Raw genomic sequence first — 22,490 nt, 5'->3', positions numbered from 1 at the left:
ACCACTGTATGAGCCGGATCGCGTGGAAACCATGGAGAAATCACCCACACCGCGACAGGATCAATGGAGAGAATCACCGCCTTCGGCGACCAGGGTGTGCATCACGCCGTCGAGGCGTCGGAGTCGCCGCGTCCGACGAGCCCGTGCAGGAGTGAGTCGACGAGGAGCTCGGGTAGCTCCGGGTCGAGAGGTTCGCGGGTGAGCACGACCTTGAAGTGCATTGGGGCGACCAGCATTTCGATGGCGAGTCGGACATCGGTGGTCTCGGGCAGCTCACCCCGTCCGATTGCCCGCTTCACGATCTCACTCGACCGCGCGAAGCGCGTCTCCCAGTACCGGTTGCGCGCCTCGGTGGCGGCGGGGTCGTCGCCGGAGGCAGCCAGCGCCCTGTCGAAGGCGGAGCCGACCGGGCTGGTCAGGTAAGTCACGAGCCGACCGGCGTAGGCGATCAGATCGTCGCGAAGCGATCCGGTGTCGGGCACCTGGCCCCATTCTTCTGCTTCCTCGAGCAGCGCCTCGATCATCAGGTTCTCGCGCGTGCCCCACCGACGGTAGATGGATGTCTCGTGTACGCCCGCCCGGGACGCGACGTCCGCGACCGCCATGCCCGCCATGCCGTGCTCGTGCAGCGCGTCGAGAGCGGCATCGAGGACTGCGCGGCGGACTCGAGCGGAACGGCCACCGGGTCGACGCTGGGCTCCTTGATCACTCATGACCCCACCTTAACGCAAGACCCTTGCGTTTATGACGTGACTCAGCTCATACTGTTAATGCAAGTTTCTGGACTTAAGAAGGTGGGTAGTCATGACATCGCAAACCAGTGCGGAGATCACCGAGCGCAGCGAGACGGCGGACGGAATGCGCATCGACTGGGACGTACCCGTACCGATGGCGGACGGCACGATCCTGCGGGCCGACGTCTTCCGGCCCGACGACGAGGGCCGACACCCGGTGCTGATGACTCTCGGGCCGTACGGCAAAGGCTTGGCGTTCCAAGAGGGATTCGGGCCGATGTGGCAGCAGCTGATCAGCGCGTATCCGGAGGCAGCGGCCGGGTCGAGCAACCGCTACCAGGTGTGGGAGACCGTCGATCCGGAGAAGTGGGTTCCGGACGGATACATCTGCATTCGGGTCGATTCCCGCGGCGCCGGCCGCTCGCCCGGACTGTTGGACATGCTCAGCGAGCAGGAGGCCCGCGACTACTACGAGGCCATCGAATGGGCCGGCACCCGAGACTGGTCGAACGGCCGGGTGGGACTGCTCGGGATCTCCTATTACGCGGCCAACCAGTGGCTCGTGGCGGCACTGCGTCCGCCGCATCTGACGGCGATCTGCCCGTGGGAGGGCTTCACCGACTTCTACCGAGACCTGAACCGGCACGGTGGCATCCTGACCCGGTTCGGCCAGGCGTGGCAGGAGCACCAGATCTTCACCGTCCAGCACGGGGCCGGGGAGCGGGGCCGACGCAATCCCAACACCGGTGAGTTGGTCGCCGGACCGCCGACACTGACCGACGACGAACTCGTCGCGAACCGGGTCGACTCGATCGGGGAGGGGAAGCGCCGGGCGCTGCTCGACGAATTCGCGCAGGCCCGCACCCCGGACCTGACGCGGATCGAGGTCCCGGTGCTGTCGGCGGCGAATTGGGCGCACCGGTTGCACACCCGCGGCAATTTCGACGCCTACGCCCAGGTGTCCTCTTCACAGAAGTGGCTGGAGGCGCACGGTCACGAGCACTACGCGGAGTTCTACACCGACTACGGCGTCGACCTGCAGAAGCGATTCTTCGGCCACTTCCTCAAAGGCGAGGCGACCGGCTGGGGAGACCAGCCCCCGGTTCGACTGAACGTGCGCCACCTCGACGGCTCGTTCGAGGGCCGCGACGAACAGGAATGGCCGCTGGCCCGCACGCAGTGGACGCGGTTCCACCTCGACGCCGCGTCCGGAGCGATGAGCCCGACCGAACCACCGGCCGAGGGCACCGCCGAGTTTGCGGCGCTGGGGCCCGGTGTCGACTTCTGGACCGCGCCGCTGACCGGGCCGTTGGAGATCACCGGACCGGCCTCCGCCCGCGTACGTCTGGCGTCCTCGACCACCGACGCCGACCTGATCGTCACCCTGCGCGTGCAGGACCCCGACGGGAACGAGATCTCGCTGGTGGACGCGATCGATCCCCACGGTGCGCTCGGCGTGGGCTGGCTGCGCGCATCCCACCGCGAGCTGGACGAGGAGGCCAGTCTGCCGTACCGCCCGTGGCACCGGCATACGAGCAAGCAGCCGCTGACGCCGGGCGAGGCCGTCGATCTGGAGGTCGAGATCTGGCCTACTTCCATCGTCGTGCCCACCGGCTACCGGCTCGGCGTCACCCTCGCCGGCCGCGACTTCGACATGCCCGGCGACGGACCGTGGCCGGTGATCTACGGCATCGAGATGCGCGGCAACGGATTGACCCCGCACGACGATCCGGACGACCGGCCCGCCGGCATCTTCGACGGCACCACCACAGTGCACACCGGCCGGGACGCCGGCACCTCCCTGCTCCTTCCCGTGATCCCGCAGTAAGGGCCCGAAATCATGCGACGAATCATCGATCTGTCCGTGTCATTGCAGGCAGGTATTCCCTCCGACCCACCCGGTCATCGACCCGAGATCGACTACCTGGACCACGAACACACACGTGGTGATCTGCTGCAGTTCTTTCCCGGCGCTCGGGTCGACAACCTTCCCGACGGGGAAGGGTGGGCCATCGAGCGCGTCCAGCTGTCCACCCACAACGGCACCCACCTCGACGCCCCCTACCACTACGCGTCCACCATGGACGGCGGCCAGCGGGCCATCACCATCGACGAAGTCCCGCTCGAGTGGTGCTTCGGGCGCGGCGTCAAACTCGACTTCCGGCACTTCGACGACGGCTACGTCGTCACCACCGCGGACATCGACCGCGAACTGGACCGGATCGGACACACCCTCTCCCCGTTCGACATCGTCCTGGTCAACACGAGCGCCGGCGCCCGCTACGGCCACGACGACTACGTGAACACCGGCTGCGGCATGGGCCGCGAGGCGACACTGCACCTGCTGCGCCAGGGCGTGCGGGTCACCGGCACCGATGCGTGGGGTTGGGACGCACCGTTCGTTTACACCGCCCAGCGGTACGCCGAGACCCAGGACGCCGGCATCATCTGGGAGGGCCACCGTGCCGGCCGCGAAATCGGGTACTGCCACATCGAAAAGCTCGGCAATCTCGAGTCGATCCCGTCCTCGGGTTTCCAGGTGGCGTGCTTCCCCGTGAAGATTCACAAGGCCTCGGCCGGATGGACCCGCGCCGTGGCCATCTTCGACGAGGAGCCGGCATGAGAATCGGTTCCCTGGTCGTCGACGGTGTCCAGCGCTACGGCATCGTCGACGGTGACCACATCACGCTGCTGGCGGAATCCGCCGACGTCTTCGGCGTGCTCGCCGCCGACGACCCGAAGGCGGCCCTGACCGGTCACCGGCTGCCCTGGGATCCGACCACCGAACTGGCGGTGCCGGTTCCGGTCGGCAGCATCCGTGACTTCATCACCTTCGAACAGCACACCGCCGGTTCGCTGCGCGCGGTCACCGGAGCCGGCGCGATCCCGGACGCCTGGTACGAGGCACCCGCCTTCTACTTCACCAACCCACATGCGGCGATCGGCTCGGGCGCAACGGTGCCGATGCCGCCGGGCTGCGAGGTACTCGACTTCGAGCTGGAAGTCGCCGTCGTGATCGGCGCAGCCGGTTACAACCTGACCGTGGATGAAGCCTTCGATCACGTTGCCGGGTTCACCATCCTCAACGACTGGTCCGCCCGCGACCTGCAGGGCCGGGAGATGCGTGTCGGGCTCGGACCGGCCAAGGGCAAGGACACTGCCACCACCCTCGGACCGGTGCTGGTCACCGTGGACGAGTTCGTCGACCACGAGGTCGATGGTCGCTTCGACCTGAACATGGACGTCTTCGTCAACGGCACCCGCATCGGCGGCGACACCCTGGCGAACATGGCGTGGACCTTCGCCGAGTTGATCGCCTATGCCAGCCGCGGCACCTGGGTGCGGCCCGGTGACGTACTCGGATCCGGAACCTGCGGGGGCGGCTGCCTCGCCGAACTGTGGGGATGGCGTGGAAATCGACAACCACCGCCGCTGCGCATCGGTGACACCGTCAGCATGACCGTGGAAGGCATCGGCAACATCCACAACACCGTGATCGCCGGACCACCACTCCACGAGGTTCCACCAGCGCGCCGCCGGCCCTCTGTCAGTGCGTCGTTCGGCGACGACCGCCGCGGAGAGGCTGCTCGGCTGTGAGCCGTGGGCTTCTCGCCGCCCGCTGATGGGCGGCGAGAGGCCGAATCAGAGAGTAAGGGCAGGCTATGCTCGCCCCATGGAGATTTCCGACTCTCCCTCCCCGCGGCTCGGCGAAGGGCTGTCCCTGCGCCGGATGCCTGCCCACTGGATGCTCGGGCGACTCGGCAAACGCGTCATGAGGCCGGGCGGACTCGGCCCGTCCCGGCGCATGATCGACACACTCGGCATCAGCGCGGACGACGACGTCGTGGAGATGTGGCCCGGTCTGGGACAAACCACCGCACTGGCGCTCACCGGCGAACCTCACTCGCAGCCTTCCTCGGCCGCGCCCTCGCACACCCCACCGTGCTGCCACGACTCGCCGACATCTGGCGGACCTTCCACCGTTACCGCGACCACCTGGGCGCCATCACCCTCGTCGCCGAACGAACAGAAGGAAGCTAGACGGACTACTCGAAGATCTTCCCGGGGTTCATGATTCCGCGCGGGTCGAGGGCGTTCTTCACCGCTCGATGCATGCCCAGGACGACCGGATCGAGTTCCTGGGCGAGGCCGTCCATCTTCAGGAGACCGACACCGTGCTCGCCGGTGACCGTGCCGCCGAGTTCCAGTGCCGCGTCGATGATGTCCGCGAAGGCGGCCTGTGCCCGGGCGCGGGCCGCCTCGTCGTCGCGGGGTGTGATGAGCAGCGGGTGCAGGTTTCCGTCACCGGCGTGTGCGATGTTGGCGATGGTGGTCGCGTGGGCGATGCCGATCTGTTCGATACGCGCAAGCATTTCGGGGACAGCCCGTTTCGGCACGCACACATCTTCGGTGAGCACCGGTCCGAGTCGCTCCATCGCGGGGTAGGCCAGACGACGCGCCGCGAACAACGCGTCCGCCTCCTCCTGGTCGGTGGAGACGGCCGACCACGTGGCTCCGGCTTCGTCGAAGCACGACAGCATCTTTTCCGCTTCCTGGTCGCCGACGACTCCCGCGGTGTCGATGCGGCCGAGCAGAACGACGTTCGCCTCCACCGACAGGCCCATCTTCTTCCAGGCGTCGACGGCGATGAGGCACTGCTTGTCCACCAGTTCGAGCGCCGACGGGGTGAGCCCCGCCGCGGCCACCGCGCTGACGGCCCGGCCCGCGTCGACTATGGAGTCGAAGTAGCCGGCCACCGTGCGCTGCGGGTCCTGGAGTGGGCGCAACTTGACGGTGATTTCGGTGATGACGCCGAGCGTTCCCTCGGAGCCGACCATCAGGCCCGCCAGATCGTAACCGGCCACACCCTTGGCGGTCTTGCGTCCGAGGCGCACGAGGTCACCGGTGCCGGTGACGATCTGCATGCCGAGCACGTAGTCACGGGTGACGCCGTACTTGACGCAGCACAGTCCGCCCGCGTTGGTGGCGACGTTCCCTCCGATCGTCGACCACGGTGAACTGGCCGGATCCGGGGGATACCAGAGTCCGTGTTCGGCGCACGCGGCGCGGAGATCGTCGTTCACCACGCCGGGCTCGACGACGGCGTACCGCTCGAGCGGATCGATCTCCTTGATCGCGTTCATGCCCTCGAGCGCGAGGACGACGCAGCCGTCGGTCGCGTTGGCTCCGCCGGACAGGCCCGTGCCGGCACCCCGCGTGACGACGGCGGTGTCGTGGTCGAGGCAGGCGCGCACGACCGCCTGGACTTCGAGGGCCGTTCGGGGCCTGACGACCGCGACCGGGGCGGCGTACGGCGCCCACTCCGCTTCGTCGTGCTGGTACTTGGCGACAACGTCGGGGTCGCGCACGACGCGATCCGCGGGAAGGGCTGCCAAGAGCGCATCGATCAACATGACGAAAACCGGTCCTTTGCGGGCGAGAAGGTGATGTCTCGAATCTAGCTGTGATCTGGATCTCGGCCAATGTAGATTTCATCTATCAAATCCAGTTGCCCATGGATGGAGGCACCAGTGAGTACTGCCGATCGCGGCTGGATGGAACTGCTGCTCGACGACGCACCGATCGACGAACTCGATGCCCTCCGGCGCACGTTGATCGAGGAATCCGGCGCGTCCGACCGGGCCGCGGTCGAACGCGAAGCCAACGCCGCACTCCGGCTCCGGGCGCAACTCGACCAGCGCCAACAGCGCAGTAGGGAGTTGGCGGCGCTCAACGACATCGCCGTCCGTTTGACGACGGTTCGCGACGACCGGGTGTTGCTGCAGGAAGTGGTCGATCAGGCGCGGCAACTGCTCGGCGTGGATCTCGCCTACATGGGATCGGTCTACGACGAGGAATTCGTCATCGAGGTCACCAGCGGGGCCTTGACCCCGAACCTCGTCGGAATCCGACTGTCCCTGGACGAAGGACTCGTGGGCCTGATCGTCCGCAGGTCCGCGCCGGAGTGGACGCCCGACTACCAGAGCGAACCGGCGGTCCGGCACATCACCGGAGCCGACAGTGCGGCGCGGTCGGAGAACATGCGCGGCCTGCTCGGGGTGCCCCTGCGCGTCGCCGATCGCGTCATCGGCGCACTGTTCGCGTGCAAGCGTCAGGAACGGGCCTTCACCGAATCCGAGATCGCGCTGTTGTCGGCACTGGCAGCCCATGCGGCGATCGCGATCGAAAACGTGCGCTCGTTGGAACGTGAGCGAGACACCGTCGCACGGCTCGAATCGGCGAACACCGAATTGTCGCAGCGCACAATCGAGCTCGAACAGATATTGCAATGGGATCGGACCCTGACTCAGGTGGTGCTGCTCGGCGCGGGGGTGCAGCGGCTGGTCCAGGAGGTCGCTCAGCTCTCCCGGCAACCGGCCTATTTCGTGCAGGACGAATCCGCGTTACCCGTCGACCTGATACCGCACGCCGACGACGTGTCCGCGGCGGTCGGTGAACTACGCGCGGGCGGGAAGGACCACGTCGAACGCGGCGAGGTGATCGCGCAGCGCGTCGCGGCGGCCGGCGAGATGCTCGGCGCACTCCTGTCCGTGGGAGCCGGGCAGCCGACCACGCGCCTGCTGCTCGAACGCGCGGCACCCGCGATCGCACTGTCGCTCGCCGAGGAACGTGCCGCGGGGGAGGCGACGCGGCGCGCACGGGATGCGTTTCTCGTCGACCTGCTGACCCATCCCGCCGCCACCGCACAGGACGAGCGCCGCCAACTGCGGTTGGCCGGGCTGAACCCCGACACGACGTACTGCATTGCCGTGGCGATCACCACGGGCCAGAACACGTCGGTCCGCACCGCCCTCGGGACGTTGCCCTTCCCTTCGGGAACCGTTGCAGCGGAACATGGTTCACGGGCACTGGCAGTCGTACCCGCCAAGGATTCCGCCTCGGTCCGGGGGGTGTTCACCGCCGGACGGCTCGACGCGACGATCGGCATCGCGGAGCCCGCACGCGGTGCGAAGGCGCTCGCCGACGCGTACGTCGAAGCCCAGCAGACCGTCGACGTGCTCGACACATTGGGTCGCGCGGGCGAGGTCTCGTCCGCGCGCGGTCTGGGCATCTACCGGATCCTGCTGAGCCACCTGGCCCGCGAGCACCTCGACGAACTCACCGAGGCCCAACTGGGGCCGCTGATGACGGAGCAGGCCAAACGCGGAGTGCCACTGCTGGAAACACTGTCGGAGTATCTGGCTCACGGCCGCCACCATGCGGCGACCGCGTCGAGTCTCGGCGTGCACGTCAACACCCTCTACCAGCGTCTCGACGCGATCGATCGCCTCCTCGGCCCGGACTGGCGTAACCCCGACAAGGCTCTCGATCTGCAGGTGCTGATGCGGTTGCGCAGAACCGCGGAACTCCTCGGCACTCGCACTCGGTGACCCGGTTCAGGCGCTGATGCCGCCGGTGAGGATGGCCGCGAGTTCCGCGTAGGCGTGCGCGTCGTCGAGTCCGGTGCTGTCGCGGACCCCGCGCTGCTGGATGCGGACCATCATGGTGGCGGCGAGATCGGCGGCGAACGCGGCGTGCACGTCGCGGAAGTCCCCGCCGGCGACACCTTCGGTGATCAGCTCCTGGACCCGCGCGGCGGCGAACTGGGTGTTCCGTTCGTACACCTCCCGGGCCGGCGGGAAGGCGTCGAGGTCGGCCATGAACTGGTCGGATGCGGCGGAGAGGGCGTTGCCCACGGCCGACAGATAGGCGGTGATCCGCGCACGGGCCCCGGTGATCGGCTCGATGTGAGACTCGACGTCCTCGGTCGCGCGGCGGAAGAAGTGCACCGTGGCGGCCCGGACCAGCTGTTCTTTGCTGCCGGCGAGGGTGTACAGCGTCGACTTCGAACAGCGCAGCCGGTTCGCGATCTCGTCGAGCGTCAGGTGGGCGAACCCCTCGACCAGGATGAGGTCGACGAGGGCGTCGAAGAGCTGGGTGCGCCGTCGGGTGGCGAAACCGGTTCGGGTGGGCTGCTCCATGACAGAAATAGTACTGGGCGATGCCTTGCAGTACTATTTCGCAATCAGTACCCTGGGGCGTAATCCAGTACTGTTTTCCGTAGCCTTCTCGAGGAGAAACCGTGGCCGTCGATCGCTTGCTGCCTACTGACGAAGCCCGTGACCTGATCCAGCTCACGCGGGACGTCGCCGACAAGGTCCTGACGCCGATCGTCGACGAGCACGAGAAGGCGGAGACCTACCCCGAAGGGGTGTTCGCCACCCTCGGCGAGGCCGGACTGCTGAGCCTGCCGTACCCGGAGGAGTGGGGCGGCGGCGCACAGCCCTACGAGGTGTACCTGCAGGTGCTCGAGGAGATCGCCGCCCGCTGGGCCTCCGTCGCGGTGGCGGTCAGCGTCCACAGCCTCGCCTGCCACCCGCTGATGGCGTTCGGCACCGACGAGCAGAAGCAGCAGTGGCTCCCGGAGATGCTGGGCGGCAACACCGTCGGCGCCTACAGCCTGTCCGAGCCGCAGGCCGGGTCCGATGCCGCTGCACTGACCTGCAAGGCCACCGCGACCGACGGCGGGTACGTCGTCAACGGCGCAAAGGCATGGATCACCCACGGCGGCATCGCCGATTTCTACAACCTCTTCGCCCGCACCGGTGAGGGATCGAAGGGAATCTCCTGCTTCCTGGTCCCGAAGGGCACCGAGGGACTGACGTTCGGCAAGCCCGAGGAGAAGATGGGCCTGCACGCCGTGCCGACGACGTCCGCGCACTACGACGACGCCTTCGTGCCCGCGGAACGACGGATCGGCGCAGAGGGTCAGGGTCTGCAGATCGCGTTCAGCGCACTCGATTCCGGCCGGCTGGGCATCGCCGCGGTCGCCGTCGGTCTCGCGCAGGCCGCCCTCGACGAGGCCGTCGCCTACGCCCAGGAGCGGACCGCGTTCGGGAAGAAGATCATCGACCACCAGGGCCTCGGCTTCCTGCTCGCCGACATGGCCGCCGCCGTCGACTCCGCGCGCGCCACCTACATCGACGCGGCCCGCCGCCGCGACGCCGGCCTGCCGTACTCGCGAAACGCGTCCGTCGCCAAGCTCGTTGCCACCGACGCCGCCATGAAGGTCACCACCGACGCCGTCCAGGTGCTCGGCGGCTACGGCTACACCCGCGACTTCCGCGTCGAGCGGTACATGCGGGAAGCGAAGATCACGCAGATCTTCGAGGGCACCAACCAGATTCAGCGCCTGGTCATCAGCCGCACCCTCGCCGCGAACTGACGCACCCACCACCCGAGAAAGGCTCTTCGCCTCATGCCCACCTCCGTGATCGTCGCCGGCGCCCGTACCCCGATCGGCCGTCTGCAGGGTTCTCTCGCCGGTTTCTCCGGCGCCGACCTCGGCGCCATTGCCATCGAGGCGGCGCTCGGCAAGGCCGGTGTCGCCCCGGACCGGGTGCAGTACGTCATCATGGGGCAGGTCCTCACCGCCGGCGCCGGGCAGATGCCCGCCCGTCAGGCCGCCGCGAAGGCCGGCATCCCGATGAGCACCCCGTCGCTGAACATCAACAAGGTGTGCCTGTCCGGGGTCGAGTCGATCATCCTCGCCGATCAGTTCATCCGGTCCGGCGCGTTCGACGTGATCGTCGCCGGCGGCATGGAGTCGATGAGCCAGGCACCGCACCTGCTGCCCGGTTCACGCAGCGGTTTCAAGTACGGCGACGTCACCCTCGTCGACCACATGGCCCTCGACGGTCTGCACGACGCATTCACCGATCAGCCGATGGGGCTGCTCACCGAGGCCGGCAACGACAGGGACGTCATCGCCCGCGAAGACCAGGACGCGTTCGCTGCCCGCTCGCACCAGTTGGCCGCCAAGGCCTGGGACAACGGGATCTTCGACGACGAGGTCGTCCCGGTCGAGATCCCCGCCCGCAAGGGTGAGAGCACCTGGCTGCGCCGCGACGAGGGCATCCGCCCCGACACCACCGCCGAAACGCTGGCGCGGTTGCGCGGCGCGTTCCGGGACGGCGGCACCGTCACCGCGGGGAACGCGTCGACGATCAACGACGGCGCCTGCGCCGTCGTGGTGATGAGCAAGGAGCGCGCCGAGGCCGAGGGACTGACCTGGCTGGCCGAGATCGGCGAGCACGGCATGGTCGCCGGACCGGATTCGGGTCTGCAGCTCCAGCCGTCCGGCGCCATCACGAAAGCCTGTGATGCAGAAGGTATCTCGGCCTCGGAGCTGGATCTGATCGAGATCAACGAGGCGTTCGCCGCGGTCGGGATCGCCTCCACCCGCGAACTGGGTGTCGACCCCGACCGGGTCAACGTCAACGGCGGTGCCATCGCCCTCGGTCATCCGATCGGCATGTCCGGCGCCCGCATCACCCTGCACCTCGCGCTCGAACTGCAGCGCCGCGGCGGCGGCACCGGCGCCGTCGCCCTCTGCGGCGGCGGCGGACAGGGCGACGCCCTGATCCTGCGCGTCCCCTGACTCCCCCTTTCCTATCACTGCCGCAACCACATTCGAGGAGAACTTTGTGAAGATCGATGGAGCCGTCGCTGTCGTCACCGGCGGAGCATCCGGGCTCGGGAACGCCACCGCCCGTGCCCTGCACGAGCGCGGCGCCCAGGTCGTGCTGCTCGACCTCCCGTCGTCCGACGGGGAAGTGGCCGCCAAGGAGATCGGGAAGGGCGCCTACTTCACGGCCGCCGACGTCACCTCCGCCGGTGACGTCACGTCCGCGATCGACTTCGCCGCGTCGCTCGGCGACCTCCGCGTGCTGGTCAACTGCGCGGGAATCGCCACGCCCGGCAAGGTTCTCGGCAAGGCGGGCGCCCTTCCCCTCGCGGACTTCGAACGCGTCGTCCGTATCAACCTCGTCGGCACCTTCAACGTCCTGCGCCTCGCCGCGGAGAAGATCGCCCAGACCGAACCCGTCGACGGGGAACGCGGCGTCATCATCGACACCGCCTCCGTCGCCGCGTTCGACGGCCAGATCGGCCAGCCCGCCTACGCGGCATCCAAGGGCGGCGTCGCGGCGATGACACTGCCGATCGCCCGCGAACTGGCCCGCCACCTCATCCGCGTCGTCACCATCGCACCCGGAATCTTCGAAACGCCCATGATGGCCGGGCTCCCCGAGGAGGCGCAGAAGTCCCTCGGACAGCAGGTGCCGCACCCCTCCCGGCTCGGCAAGGCCACCGAATACGCCGCCCTCGCCGCGCACATCATCGACAACGCCATGCTCAACGGCGAAACCATCCGCCTCGACGGAGCCATCCGCATGGGTCCCAGGTAGGCGACCGGCGGTTGCTGCCGGCGGCACCGAGTCAGCGGGTGATCTGATCGGGCAGTGTGCGGGTGATGATCTGCCGAGCCTCGGTGAGGATCGAGCCGACCACCTCCTCGCAGCTGCCGATGTCGTCGATCAGGCCCTGGGCCTGACCGGCCCACCACATGCCGCCTTCGACGTCACCGTTGCCGTACACCTGCTCGCGGCCGCGGGCGCCGCTGGCCAAATGGGCGATGTCGTCGAAGGTCGCACCCGGTTCGCGGGAGAGGGTCGCGATTTCTTCGGAGACCGAGTTGCGGGCAACGCGGGCGGAGTTGTGGAACTCGCGGAAGACGATGACGGTGTCGCGTTCGGTGTTATCGACGATCTGTTGTTTGACGTTGTGGTGGATGGGCGCCTCGGTGGTCGCCATGAAACGGGTACCCATGTTGACCGCGGATGCGCCGAGCGCGAGGGCGGCGACGAGTCCGGCGCCGGTGGCGATTCCGCCGCTGGCGATGATCGGGATCGACAGTGCCCGGGCCGCGGCGGGGATCAGCACGAGCCCGGGGACGTCGTCCTCGCCGGGGTGCCCGGCGCACTCGAAGCCGTCGATGCTGACGGCGTCGACCCCGACTTGCTGCGCTTTGAGGGCGTGCCTCACCGAGACCGCCTTGTGGATCACCTTCACACCGGCCGCCCTGAAGGTGGGTAGGTGCGGCCCAGGGTTGCCGCCTGCGGTTTCGACAATCCGGATGCCGCTGTCGACGATGGCGTCGCGGTATTCGTCGTAGGGCACCGGCTGGATGGTCGGCAGGATCGTCAGATTGACCCCGAACGGCTTGTCGGTGAGGTCGCGGCAGCGGGCGATCTCCTTGACCAATGCCTCGGGCGTGGGCTGGGTCAGGGCGGTGAGGAATCCGAGTGCCCCGGCGTTGGCCACGGCGCTGATCAGATCCGCGGTGCCGACGGCGGTCATGCCGCCGCACACGATGGGGTGCTCGATCCCGAAGGTCTCGGTGAAGGTGTTGGTGAACATGTGCTTTCCTAGCTGTTGCGTTGTCGGTCAGGAAGGGAGTTTGAACGCACGGATTGCGTTGTCGCGCAGGAATGCTGTGCGGGTCGGCTCGTCGAGTTCGAGTTTGTCCAACCCCGCGAGGCAGTCGGGTGCCGGCCAGGCGGGGTGGTTGGAACCGAACAGCACCTTGTGCCGGCCGTGCCCGCGAAGGTAATCGACAATCTCCGCCGGATAACGGGACGTCTTGTACGCGGAGGTATCGATGTAGACGTTCGGGTACTTCGTGGCCAGAGAAATCGCTTCACCTGTCCACGGCACGCCGATGTGACCGGCGATGATCCGTAGTTCGGGGAATTCGAGTGCCACGCGATCGAGATACGGAATCGGACGCCCGGGTTCGGAGGGGCACAGCGGGCCGGTGTGGCCGATCTGGGTGCAGAAGGCGATGTCGAGGTCGCAGCACGCCGCGTACAGCGGGTAGTACCGGCGGTCGTCCGGCGGCAGGTCCCACAGCCACGGCAGGATCCGCAGTGCGCAGGCACCGAATTCCTCGACAGACCGGCGCAGTTCCCGGACTGCTTCCATCGGCTGGTGGAGGTTGACCGAGGCGACCATGACGAAGCGGTCCGGGTGCCGTTTGACGATGTCCCCGACCTCGTCGTTGCTGATCAGCGGTCCCGTGGGGCCGTGCCAGGCGCTGAGCAGGCCCAGGTCGACGCCGGCTTCGTCCATGCGGTCGAGCGTCCACGACACCGGCGGTTCGGCATCGGGGATGGTTCCCTTCGACCAGCGTCGCAGGGAGTCCAGGAACGGCATGTCGAGCCATCGCCGGGTCGGGTGTTGCATCCAGGAATCGATCGTGTCGGTCATCATATTGACTCTCGAAGTGCCTTCTTCTCAAGCGGTTTCGGCAACCGGACGGGACGCTCGGCTGACGTCCCCGGTTCCGATCTCTTCCATGTCGCGGTGCCGAGTTTCGGGCAGGGCGAGCGCGCAGGCGAAGCTGAGGAGGCCGAAGCCGGCGAGCATCCACCCGACCGCGGTGCTGCCGTATCGGGAGGTCAGTTCCGCGGCGAGCATGGGTGCGGTACCGCCGCCGATGACTCCGGCGATGGCGTAGGCCATGCCCGCGCCGGTGTAGCGGTATTCGGTGTGGAACATCTCCGGCAGCAGTGCCCCGGCAGGCCCGTAGGAGACGCCCATGATGACCAGGGCGAGGGCCAGGCCGGCGAGGAACGCGAGCGGGGAGCCGGTGTCGAGGAGGGGGAAGAGCACCAGCCCGCCGGGGATCGCCACGAGGCAGGAGGCGAGCACCATCTTGCGGCGGCCGATTCGGTCGGAGTAGATGGCGGACAGGATGATCGCGGCACAGAAGACGGCGGCGGCGATCAGGCCGAGGGAGAGCACTGTGGTGCGGCTGAGACCAAGGGTGGCGGTGCCGTACGACGTGAGGTACGCGGTGCCGATGTAGAAGAACGCGAACATCATCGCCAAGGATCCGGCGGCGACGAGCAACTCGCGGGGCTGGCTCTTGAAGACTCCGAGGAGCGGCCCCGCACCGGCGCGGCGGGCCCGGGTGGCCTGCCGGGCGAACATCGGGGTCTCCTCCACCTTCAGCCGGACATAGAGGCCGATCAGCACGAGGAGGGCGCTGGCGATGAAGGGAATCCGCCAGCCGTAGTCGAGGAACGCCTGCGAGGTCTCGCCGACGAAGAGGTTGACCGCAAGGAAGGTGCCGTTGGACAACGCGAAGGCCAGTGAGGGCCCCAGTTGCGGGAACACCGCGTACAGGCCCCGTTTGCCGGTGGGGGCGTATTCGGTGGCCAGCAGGGTTGCCCCGGCCCATTCACCGCCGACGGCGAGGCCCTGCGCGATCCGAAGCGCGATCAGGGCAAGTGGTGCGGCCACGCCGATCGTGCCGGCGCCGGGCAGGAGTCCGATGAGGACGGTGCTGATCCCCATGAGCAGCAGTGTGCTGACCAGGGTCTTCTTGCGGCCGATCCGATCACCGAAATGGCCGAAGATCGCGGCGCCGAGGGGGCGGGCGACGAACGCGACGGCGAACGTGGCGAAGGAGGCGACGGTGCCGGCGGCCGTACCGAGGGCGGGGAAGAAGACCTTCGGGAAGACCAGTGCCGCCGCGGTGCCGTAGATGAAGAAGTCGTAGAACTCGATGGTGGTGCCGGTGCAGCTTGCTATGGCGACGCGACGCATCGGGGTGGTCGGTGGGTTTTTCACCGGATCGACGGTTCGGGACATCTGAGATCTCCTGCTCGGTGGGCCCGTCCGCCCGCTGGCGGAGGACTGAGTACGACGAGCAGTGTGAGCGCCGTTACACCCAGCGCAACACCCTCCTAAGTGGGTTGCATACCGGGACAGCTACTTTCGGGGGTACGGTCCACGCTGCGCCACGCCCGCATCGCGGCAGGGTCAGCGGAGGAAACCGCGCTCGCGGGCTGCGAGGATCGCCTGCACACGGTTGGTCGCGTGCAGTTTGCGCATGGCGCTCTTGAGGTAGGACTTCACCGTGTTGGGCAGCAAGCCGAGGGCCTCGGCGACCTCGCGGTTGCTCAGACCACGCGCCACGTGTTCGAGCACGTCGATCTCGCGGGGCCGGAGCAAGGTCGGTGGATCCTGGGATCCGGCCGGCGTCGGGACGGGTGCGAACCGGTTCCCGACGGCCTCGACCCGTGCGCGCAGGGTGTCGTCCTCGATCTGGCCGGCCAGGTCCGTCAGTTCCTCGGCGATATCGTGCAGGTCGGCTCGGCTGAGCACCATCCGGTCGGAATCGGTGTTGTTTCGCATCAAGCTCAGCCGCCGCCGTACCTCGTCCTCGACCGCGATGTCGCGCTCCAGCCGACGGACCAGCGGTGTGAAGCTGTCGAACCAGCGGTCGCCCAAGCGCACGTGGGTTCGGGCCGCCAGGTAGACGAGGATCCGGGGTACACGGTCGACGATGATCGGAAGCGCGGCCAGGGTCTCGATCGCCTCCGGTCGCACGGCGTGGTCGTAGACGTGGGTGATGCCTTGCGCCGTGAAATAGTCGGCCACCGACACCGGTCGCGCGAGCATCAGGGCCTTGCCGCCGAGTCCCTCGCCGTTGCGAACGATCAGGTTCACCGCCGAGCGAGTGCGGACCCCGGTCAGGTCGGTGATCTCCATCGCCGCTGCCCCGTGATGCACCGGCCCACCGAACACCATGTCCATACCGGCGTGCTTGCGGAGAGTTTCCAGCGAGCGCGCGAGGATGCGCCGTTCGATCGGCGTATCGGTTTCGAATGACATGGTCACGTCGGCCTCCAACTAAACATCTGATGCCGAGGCTAGTGAGTGTCGTCACACCGTGGCAACGTCGTACCCACGAAGGTGGGTACGACATTCCCCGACCTACCTTCGGGGGTCCCGCTCCGTTCGTTTCACAGGTCACATTCCTCCCAGAACGGAGGAACACACATGAACACCAGGCTGAGTCATAGCGTCGGTCCGACCGAGCGGGCGCTGCTGGAGATGACGATCGGCGACAACTTCGACCGGACCGCCGCGAGATTTCCCGAGCGCGAGGCTGTGGTCGACGTTCCCACGGGCCGGCGGTGGACGTACGCCGGCCTCCGCGCCGACGTCGATGCGCTGGCTTCTGCCCTGCTCGAAGAGGGGATCGTCCCCGGAGACAGGGTTGCGATCTGGGCCCCGAACTGTCCTGAATGGGTGCTGGTGCAGTTCGCCGCGGCGAAGGTGGGTGCCATCCTGGTGACCCTCAATCCCGCATACCGCTCCCACGAACTCGAGTACGTCCTCACCCAGTCTGGGATCCGGCTGGTGTTCGCGGTCCCGTCGTTCAAGACCTCCGACTACGAGGCGATGGTCACTGAGGTTTCGCCCCGCTGCCCGGGCCTCGATCGGGTGATAATTTTCGGCAGCGACGAGTGGGATTCATTGCTGATCCGCGGAGATCAGGCCTCATCGGAACGGCTCACCGCAGTGCAGGCGGGCCTGTCACCGGACGACCCGATCAACATCCAGTACACGTCGGGGACCACCGGTTTCCCGAAGGGCGTCACTCTCTCGCACCGCAACATCCTCAACAACGGGTTCTTCGTCGGCGAGTTGCTCGGCTACACCGAGCAGGACCGGATCTGCGTGCCGGTGCCGTTCTACCACTGCTTCGGCATGGTCATGGGCAACCTCGGGGCCAGCACGCACGGCGCGTGTGTCGTCATTCCGTCACCGTCGTTCGACCCGGTCGCCACGCTGACAGCCTGTGCGCACGAGCAGTGCACCTCGGTGTACGGGGTTCCGACGATGTTCATCAGCATGCTCGATGTCCCGAATTTCGCGTCCTACGACCTGTCGTCGGTCCGCACCGGCGCGATGGCGGGCTCACCGTGCCCGGTGGAGATCATGAAGCAGGTCACCCAGTGGGTACCGGAGGTGGCAATCGCCTACGGAATGACCGAGACATCCCCTGCCTCCACACAGACCTGGGTGGACGACTCCCTGGACCGTCGGGTGTCCACCGTCGGCCGCGCCCACCCCCACGTGGAGGTCAAGGTCGTCGATCCTGCAACCGGCGAGACCGTGCCACGGGGGCGGTCCGGTGAATTGTGTATCCGGGGCTACTCGGTGATGCTCGGTTACTGGAACGAACCCGAGAGGACCACCAAGGCCATCGACGCCGACGGCTGGATCCACAGCGGCGACCTCGCGGTCATGGACGAGGACGGGTTCGTCGCCATCACCGGGCGCATCAAGGACATGGTGATCCGCGGTGGGGAGAACATCTACCCGCGGGAGATCGAGGAGTTCCTCTACACCCATCCCGACATCCTGGACGCGCAGGTGATCGGGGTACCCGACTCCAAGTACGGGGAAGAGCTGATGGTCTGGCTGCGGCTGCGCGAGGGAGCCGAGAAGATCGACGCGTCGAGCCTGCGGGAGTTCTGTAAGGGCAGAATCGCGCATTTCAAGGTCCCGCGCTACGTGCACTGCGTCGACCAGTTCCCCATGACCGTCAGCGGCAAGGTCCGCAAGGTGGAGATGCGGGAACAAGCCCTTCAGATCCTCGGGCTGTAGGCCCGAACACGCCCATACTCGAACCACATTCACGACAATCTGTACGGAGGAATTTGCATGAGCTGGACAATCGAACGGCGTGGTCGCGTCGCCGTGGTGACGATGAACACCAACCCGGTCAACGCGCAGAACCGCGCATTCTTCGCCGACCTGCACGACGCGTTCGACCGACTCGAACGCGACCACCCGCAGTCCCCGGTGGTGCTGACCGGGACTGGTACCCGATTCTCGGCCGGACTCGATCTCGGAGAACACTTTCCGCTCTTCGCCGGGGACACCGAGGCGGTCGCGTCCTGGTTCCAGGACTACCGGGCGACGAACATGCGGCTGTTCACCTATCCGCGGCCGACGGTGGCCGCGGTGAACGGGCACGCGTTCGCCGGGGGCCTGATCACCGCCGCCGTGTGTGATCGCCGCGTCGCCGTCCCCGACGGCGCCCGATTCGGGATCAACGAGGTGCCGATCGGAATCCCGATGCCCGCGGTGTATCTGCGGATGCTGGCCTACGCCTGGGGAGAACCCGTGGCGTCGCGCACCTGCTTGCAGGGCGAGATCTTCACCTCGGACGAGGCGTACTCCATGGGCATCGTGCACGAACTGGTGCCGGCGGAGGAACTACTCGATCGGGCCGTCGCCATCGCCGAGTCGACCCCCGAGGACTGCATCGAGAACTACGCCTACACCAAGCGGGCCCTGCAGGCCGCAGCCCTGCGCGACATCGCGGACCTCTCCGACCCACTGGACCGGAACGAGCTGGCCGCAGGCATGACGAGCGAGCCGTCCCGGCGCGCCCACCGCCGGTACTGGGAACAGCTCAAGGGCCGCCCCGCGGAGTGGTGAGCGGGGTGGACAGCGGCGCGGATGAACGGTTGCCGGACTGGGTGATCTGGCGGCAGCGGCCGTTTCCCGATGCCAACCTGCTGCTGATCGACGGGCGGGAACCGGCGCTCGTCGACAGCGGCTTCGTCGGGCACGCGCAGCGGACAGCCGAATGGGTGCGCGCGCACAGCGGCAACCTCACCCGGGTCGTGAACACGCACTGGCACGCCGACCACGTCGGCGGCAACGGTCTACTGCAGGCGGGGGGCGCCGGCATCGCGGCCGGCGCCCCGGACGCCGACGCCATCGCCCGACGTGACCCGGGCTGCTGTGCAGCGGAGTACCTCGACCAGCCGGTTGCCCCCTATACCGTCGACGAGCCGCTCGACGACGGGCAACTACTCCGGCTCGGTGACGCCGACTGGGAGGTCCTCCACACGCCGGGCCACACTCCCGGCCACGTGGCGTTGTGGCAACCCGAGGAGCGACTACTGGTGGTCGGAGATGCGCTGTCCGACTACGACGTCGGCTGGGTCAACCTCGCCCTCGACGGGCCTGACGCCGCGACTACCGCTGTCGCCTCGCTGCAACGACTGGCCGACCTCGAGCCGCGGGTTCTGTTACCCGCCCACGGCCCGATTCCCGCCGAACCCACCGCCGCATTCGCTGCCGCACTGCGTCGCGGCCGGCGTCTCGTCGACGACCCGGACGGCGCAATATGGTACGGCGCCCGGCGAATATTCGCCTTCGCGTTGATGATTCGCGGCGGCATCTCCGCCGACGAGGTCGAGTCCCACCTGCTCGCGCGTGCGTGGCTCGTCGACGCGGCCGCGCTGCTGCGCAGGACACCCGAAACCCTGGCCGCCGAACTGATCGACACCATGATCCGCAGCGGCGCCGTCGTGGTTCGGGACAACCGACTTCACGCGGCCGCCGAATACAGCCCGGTCATGCCGGAAACGCTGCAGGCTCCGTTCCCTCGGGCCTGGCCGGCGCCGGCAGGCCGGCGAGGCCTGTGAACATACCGCTGTCGCCGAGGCTATCCGGCCACGCGCTCGAACAGCAGCACTACACCGATCACGATCATCGCCGCCCCCGACACCCAGGTCACCACCCGCGCCGCGGCTGGTCGTGCCCGCAGCACCACCCGCGCCCCGGTCCCCACCCCCGTGTAGACGACCGCGCAGCTGGCCGTGTGCACCAAACCCAACAGCACAATCTGCAGCGCGAGCGGCCACCGCGCGCCCGCGTCGGTGAACTGCGGCAGCAGCGCCAGAAACAGCAGAAACACCTTCGGGTTCAGTCCACTGATTCCCAGTCCTTTGACCGCCTGCCGAACCCACGATTCCGACGCCTGTTCCGCCCCTGCCTGCGGCAGCGCCACGGGGTTTGCGAGCATCGCGATCCCGAGCCACACCAGGTACGCCGCCCCGACCGCCGTCAACGCGGTCAGTACCAACGGCGAGCGGGCCACCAACGACGCGACGCCGGCGGCCACCACCACAGTCATCGCCACATGGCCCGTCAACAGTCCACCCACCGCGGGCACCACGGTGCGATGCCGCAGCCCCGCCGCGATCGCGTACGCCCAATCCGCCCCCGGCGTCAGCACGAACAGAAAAGACACCGCCCAGAACGCAGCAACGGTACCGATCGCCATGATCTCACTCATCCTTCACACTCTCCGAACACCAGAACGCCCGGCGGTCCCGATAAGAAAGATTAGAAAGAACGGGGGAGAAAACGTTGCCAAAGATTCCCTGAACACCACCGTGATGGGGGAAAATCTTCCACATGGATAACGTAGACAGGAAAATTCTTGCCGAGCTCCAGCAAGATGGTCGACTCACCCTCACCGAACTCGCCGATCGAGTCCGACTCAGCATCTCGCCCTGCCACCGCCGCCTGCGCGCACTGGAGAGCTCCGGCGCGATCAGCGGTTACCGCGCACAACTCGACGCCCGCGCACTGGGCCTCACCTTCGAGGCGCTCGTCTTCGTCACCATGCGTGCCGCCGACCGCGACACCATCGAGGAATTCGAACAGGCCGTCGCCGCCATTCCCCATGTCCTGCAGGCTCAACGATTGTTCGGCGACCCCGACTACCTCCTGCGGGTCATCACCCGCGACCTACCCGGCTTCCAGACGCTTTACGACGAAAGCCTCGCCACCCTCCCCGGCGTCCAGCGCCTCAGCTCCACCCTCGTCATGAAGAGCGTGGCCGACAATCGACCCTTGCCTCTCTGAGGGATCGATCAGCTTCAGCGAATCACGCGGACAGGGCTGATCGAACCCGACCCCATGGCTACCGCGTGATCGTCGGGAGCATCGGCCGGGACCGGTCAGCGACCTTCAGTTTCGAGTTGATCGAGGATCCAGGCGGCGGCGTACGGACTGGAGCGCAGGCTGGAGTGGTCGACCGCGGGCGCGTCCGGGTAAGCCTCTTCGAACAGCGTGTTCGTCACTCCGGGCTCGGTGATGAACGAGCACGTCCCGGCGGGTGTCGCGATCTCGTCGTTCGCAGTGGCCAGCACGGAATAGCTGACACCGGGTTGTGTGATCGGCCCGTCGCCGAACACCGTCGTGTGCACTTCCGAGCCGGGTGCCAGTTGCAGGGCGACCGCCAGCTCCGATGAGGCGTGCCCGAGCAGCGGCGACAGAAACGGCAGCGCCTGCAGCGCCTGCACCGGGGTGATGGGCGGATTGTGGATGCCGAACGTGGCGAGGAAGCCGGTACCGTCGCAGTCCCGTCCCTCCGGTGCCAGGAAGACAGCATGCGTCACGTCTTGCGCACCGCCGAGCACCTTCAGGTAGTAATTCGACACGACCGTGCCGGCCGAATGCGCGACGAGGTCGACGGTATCCGCACCCGTCGCGTCCTTCACCGAAGTGACGAACGTCGCGAGCTGGGCTGCCTCGTCGGGAATGTTTCCGGCCCAGCGTCTTCCGTCGACGACACCACCCTGGAACACCAGGGTGCAGGTACCTGATTCGCGCAACGCTGACGTGACCGTCGACCACTGGTCCGCGGTATCGGACGTAGTGCCGTCCGCGCCTGGCAGCACGATCACCGGGCGTGGATTCGCGGCGCTGAGACTGCAGTCGATCAGCGGAGTCACCACCTCGCCCACAGGCAGCACGACCGGATCCACGGATCCCGTGGATGGCGCCGCCTGCGCGGCCCCTCCCGCAGTCACAACGAATCCGACCACCACTGCAATGAGAACACTCGTGCGTCGCCCACCCATGTTTCGAAGCCTCCCCACCTCGTATTTCACGCCCAGATGGTAACCCGAACCCACGGGCATCTCGGGTGTGTTCAGTCCGGCACAGCCAGCAGGATTCGCGAGCGGGTGCCGCGGTCGACAAGGTCGTGAGCACGCGCGGCCTGATCGAGGGGGACGGGTTCATCGATGGTGATCGACAGGGCACCGTCCGCCGCGGCGGCGGTCAGATCGGTGGCGGCCTGCTGTTTGGCTTCGGCCGGAAAATCGTCACTACCCAGCAAGCGAATGGTGATGTTGTCGAACAGCATCGGTCAGAACGGGAGACTGGGCCTGCCCTCGCCGGTGCCGTAGGCGGCGATCACGGTCGCGCCGCCCCACCGGGCCAGTTGTGTGGCCATCG

General features: G+C 67.5%; 21 protein-coding genes. 11 read left to right on the top strand and 10 right to left on the bottom strand.

Translation table 11 applies throughout. The annotated features are described in order from the left end of the window. Positions 1-101: 101 nt before the first annotated feature. Positions 102-713, bottom strand: a complete 612-nt coding sequence (locus DTA22_RS14225) for a TetR/AcrR family transcriptional regulator (protein WP_112299825.1) — start codon at positions 711-713, stop codon at positions 102-104. Between the two features lie 91 nt (positions 714-804). Between DTA22_RS14225 and DTA22_RS14220 the strand changes: the two genes are divergently transcribed. Genes DTA22_RS14220 through DTA22_RS14210 form a run of 3 tightly spaced genes read left to right on the top strand, consistent with a single transcriptional unit; the run spans position 805 to position 4,331 of the window. Next, positions 805-2,562: a CocE/NonD family hydrolase gene (locus DTA22_RS14220; RefSeq protein WP_112299824.1), complete on the top strand. Its 1,758-nt coding sequence runs from the start codon at positions 805-807 to the stop codon at positions 2,560-2,562. A gap of 12 nt (positions 2,563-2,574) precedes the next feature. After that, a complete protein-coding gene (locus DTA22_RS14215) occupies positions 2,575-3,357 on the top strand; it encodes a cyclase family protein (protein WP_112299823.1) in 783 nt (260 codons plus the stop codon). Beyond that, the gene (locus DTA22_RS14210; protein ID WP_112299822.1) at positions 3,354-4,331 is read left to right on the top strand and encodes a fumarylacetoacetate hydrolase family protein; all 978 of its coding nucleotides are present in this window, start codon (positions 3,354-3,356) and stop codon (positions 4,329-4,331) included. Before DTA22_RS14215 ends, DTA22_RS14210 begins: the two co-directional genes overlap by 4 nt. Positions 4,332-4,780: 449 nt before the next feature. Here DTA22_RS14210 and DTA22_RS14205 read toward each other — a convergent pair whose 3' ends face one another. Next, on the bottom strand, positions 4,781-6,148 hold the full coding sequence (locus DTA22_RS14205) for an FAD-binding oxidoreductase (RefSeq protein ID WP_112299821.1): 1,368 nt from the start codon (positions 6,146-6,148) through the stop codon (positions 4,781-4,783). A gap of 105 nt (positions 6,149-6,253) precedes the next feature. Here DTA22_RS14205 and DTA22_RS14200 point away from each other — a divergent pair, with 105 nt between their 5' ends. Further along, entirely contained in the window at positions 6,254-8,125 is a 1,872-nt protein-coding gene (locus tag DTA22_RS14200) for a helix-turn-helix domain-containing protein (RefSeq protein ID WP_174233800.1), read from the top strand. Between the two features lie 6 nt (positions 8,126-8,131). Here the strand turns inward: DTA22_RS14200 and DTA22_RS14195 are convergent, their stop codons facing one another. Beyond that, positions 8,132-8,716, bottom strand: coding sequence for a TetR/AcrR family transcriptional regulator (locus DTA22_RS14195; RefSeq protein ID WP_037242963.1), 585 nt, complete (start codon positions 8,714-8,716; stop codon positions 8,132-8,134). A 101-nt stretch (positions 8,717-8,817) separates the two neighbouring features. On the opposite strand from DTA22_RS14195, the gene DTA22_RS14190 reads away from it, so the two are divergent. From DTA22_RS14190 to DTA22_RS14180, 3 genes are read left to right on the top strand one after another with little or no spacing between them, the layout of a single operon-like run. Beyond that, the gene (locus tag DTA22_RS14190) at positions 8,818-9,960 is read left to right on the top strand and encodes an acyl-CoA dehydrogenase family protein (RefSeq protein ID WP_112299819.1); all 1,143 of its coding nucleotides are present in this window, start codon (positions 8,818-8,820) and stop codon (positions 9,958-9,960) included. A 33-nt stretch (positions 9,961-9,993) separates the two neighbouring features. Further along, a complete protein-coding gene (locus DTA22_RS14185) occupies positions 9,994-11,175 on the top strand; it encodes an acetyl-CoA C-acetyltransferase (RefSeq protein WP_112299818.1) in 1,182 nt (393 codons plus the stop codon). A 46-nt stretch (positions 11,176-11,221) separates the two neighbouring features. Further along, on the top strand, positions 11,222-11,983 hold the full coding sequence (locus tag DTA22_RS14180; protein WP_037242969.1) for an SDR family NAD(P)-dependent oxidoreductase: 762 nt from the start codon (positions 11,222-11,224) through the stop codon (positions 11,981-11,983). Positions 11,984-12,014: 31 nt separating this feature from the next. On the opposite strand, the gene DTA22_RS14175 is transcribed toward DTA22_RS14180, so the two are convergent. The 4 genes from DTA22_RS14175 to DTA22_RS14160 all read right to left on the bottom strand — a co-directional run bounded on the left by DTA22_RS14175 (position 12,015) and on the right by DTA22_RS14160 (position 16,259). Continuing rightward, complete coding sequence (locus DTA22_RS14175; protein ID WP_112299817.1) at positions 12,015-12,995, bottom strand: NAD(P)H-dependent flavin oxidoreductase; 981 nt, start codon at positions 12,993-12,995, stop codon at positions 12,015-12,017. Between the two features lie 27 nt (positions 12,996-13,022). After that, the gene (locus tag DTA22_RS14170; RefSeq protein WP_112300341.1) at positions 13,023-13,844 is read right to left on the bottom strand and encodes an amidohydrolase family protein; all 822 of its coding nucleotides are present in this window, start codon (positions 13,842-13,844) and stop codon (positions 13,023-13,025) included. A 27-nt stretch (positions 13,845-13,871) separates the two neighbouring features. Further along, a complete protein-coding gene (locus tag DTA22_RS14165) occupies positions 13,872-15,233 on the bottom strand; it encodes an MFS transporter (protein WP_112299816.1) in 1,362 nt (453 codons plus the stop codon). 171 nt (positions 15,234-15,404) lie between these two features. Continuing rightward, positions 15,405-16,259 (bottom strand): helix-turn-helix transcriptional regulator, encoded by an 855-nt coding sequence (locus DTA22_RS14160; RefSeq protein WP_112300340.1) that lies wholly within the window; start codon positions 16,257-16,259, stop codon positions 15,405-15,407. 168 nt (positions 16,260-16,427) lie between these two features. Between DTA22_RS14160 and DTA22_RS14155 the strand changes: the two genes are divergently transcribed. The 3 genes from DTA22_RS14155 to DTA22_RS14145 are packed head-to-tail and all read left to right on the top strand — an operon-like array spanning position 16,428 to position 19,882. After that, entirely contained in the window at positions 16,428-18,044 is a 1,617-nt protein-coding gene (locus tag DTA22_RS14155; RefSeq protein ID WP_037242975.1) for an AMP-binding protein, read from the top strand. Positions 18,045-18,101: 57 nt separating this feature from the next. Continuing rightward, a complete protein-coding gene (locus tag DTA22_RS14150) occupies positions 18,102-18,884 on the top strand; it encodes an enoyl-CoA hydratase/isomerase family protein (protein ID WP_037242977.1) in 783 nt (260 codons plus the stop codon). Then, positions 18,881-19,882 (top strand): MBL fold metallo-hydrolase, encoded by a 1,002-nt coding sequence (locus DTA22_RS14145; protein WP_218027706.1) that lies wholly within the window; start codon positions 18,881-18,883, stop codon positions 19,880-19,882. The genes DTA22_RS14150 and DTA22_RS14145 overlap by 4 nt, the downstream gene beginning before the upstream one ends. A 20-nt stretch (positions 19,883-19,902) precedes the next feature. On the opposite strand, the gene DTA22_RS14140 is transcribed toward DTA22_RS14145, so the two are convergent. Continuing rightward, positions 19,903-20,535 (bottom strand): LysE family translocator, encoded by a 633-nt coding sequence (locus DTA22_RS14140; protein ID WP_322789949.1) that lies wholly within the window; start codon positions 20,533-20,535, stop codon positions 19,903-19,905. Positions 20,536-20,657: 122 nt separating this feature from the next. On the opposite strand from DTA22_RS14140, the gene DTA22_RS14135 reads away from it, so the two are divergent. Continuing rightward, a complete protein-coding gene (locus DTA22_RS14135) occupies positions 20,658-21,110 on the top strand; it encodes an Lrp/AsnC family transcriptional regulator (protein WP_037242979.1) in 453 nt (150 codons plus the stop codon). 95 nt (positions 21,111-21,205) lie between these two features. Here DTA22_RS14135 and DTA22_RS14130 read toward each other — a convergent pair whose 3' ends face one another. Together DTA22_RS14130 and DTA22_RS36430 are read right to left on the bottom strand one after the other, a co-directional pair. Continuing rightward, positions 21,206-22,060: an esterase/lipase family protein gene (locus DTA22_RS14130; RefSeq protein WP_160118504.1), complete on the bottom strand. Its 855-nt coding sequence runs from the start codon at positions 22,058-22,060 to the stop codon at positions 21,206-21,208. A gap of 122 nt (positions 22,061-22,182) precedes the next feature. Continuing rightward, positions 22,183-22,398 (bottom strand): hypothetical protein, encoded by a 216-nt coding sequence (locus tag DTA22_RS36430; protein ID WP_176582585.1) that lies wholly within the window; start codon positions 22,396-22,398, stop codon positions 22,183-22,185. Between the last annotated feature and the right edge of the window lie 92 nt (positions 22,399-22,490).

It is taken from the genome of Rhodococcus wratislaviensis (assembly GCF_900455735.1).
Taxonomy (GTDB): Bacteria; Actinomycetota; Actinomycetes; order Mycobacteriales; family Mycobacteriaceae; genus Rhodococcus_F; species Rhodococcus_F wratislaviensis.
This window is presented reverse-complemented; position numbering and strand designations above follow the sequence as displayed.

Coding starts and splice junctions, on each gene's coding strand:
- DTA22_RS14225 (WP_112299825.1), bottom strand. CDS start 713: ATGAGTGATCAAGGAGCCCAGCGTCGACCCGGTGGCCGTTCCGCTCGA.
- DTA22_RS14170 (WP_112300341.1), bottom strand. CDS start 13,844: ATGACCGACACGATCGATTCCTGGATGCAACACCCGACCCGGCGATGG.
- DTA22_RS14135 (WP_037242979.1), top strand. CDS start 20,658: ATGGATAACGTAGACAGGAAAATTCTTGCCGAGCTCCAGCAAGATGGT.
- DTA22_RS14185 (WP_112299818.1), top strand. CDS start 9,994: ATGCCCACCTCCGTGATCGTCGCCGGCGCCCGTACCCCGATCGGCCGT.
- DTA22_RS14215 (WP_112299823.1), top strand. CDS start 2,575: ATGCGACGAATCATCGATCTGTCCGTGTCATTGCAGGCAGGTATTCCC.
- DTA22_RS14200 (WP_174233800.1), top strand. CDS start 6,254: ATGGAGGCACCAGTGAGTACTGCCGATCGCGGCTGGATGGAACTGCTG.
- DTA22_RS14150 (WP_037242977.1), top strand. CDS start 18,102: ATGAGCTGGACAATCGAACGGCGTGGTCGCGTCGCCGTGGTGACGATG.
- DTA22_RS14140 (WP_322789949.1), bottom strand. CDS start 20,535: ATGAGTGAGATCATGGCGATCGGTACCGTTGCTGCGTTCTGGGCGGTG.
- DTA22_RS14165 (WP_112299816.1), bottom strand. CDS start 15,233: ATGTCCCGAACCGTCGATCCGGTGAAAAACCCACCGACCACCCCGATG.
- DTA22_RS14160 (WP_112300340.1), bottom strand. CDS start 16,259: ATGTCATTCGAAACCGATACGCCGATCGAACGGCGCATCCTCGCGCGC.
- DTA22_RS36430 (WP_176582585.1), bottom strand. CDS start 22,398: ATGCTGTTCGACAACATCACCATTCGCTTGCTGGGTAGTGACGATTTT.
- DTA22_RS14210 (WP_112299822.1), top strand. CDS start 3,354: ATGAGAATCGGTTCCCTGGTCGTCGACGGTGTCCAGCGCTACGGCATC.
- DTA22_RS14195 (WP_037242963.1), bottom strand. CDS start 8,716: ATGGAGCAGCCCACCCGAACCGGTTTCGCCACCCGACGGCGCACCCAG.
- DTA22_RS14220 (WP_112299824.1), top strand. CDS start 805: ATGACATCGCAAACCAGTGCGGAGATCACCGAGCGCAGCGAGACGGCG.
- DTA22_RS14155 (WP_037242975.1), top strand. CDS start 16,428: ATGAACACCAGGCTGAGTCATAGCGTCGGTCCGACCGAGCGGGCGCTG.
- DTA22_RS14205 (WP_112299821.1), bottom strand. CDS start 6,148: ATGTTGATCGATGCGCTCTTGGCAGCCCTTCCCGCGGATCGCGTCGTG.
- DTA22_RS14175 (WP_112299817.1), bottom strand. CDS start 12,995: ATGTTCACCAACACCTTCACCGAGACCTTCGGGATCGAGCACCCCATC.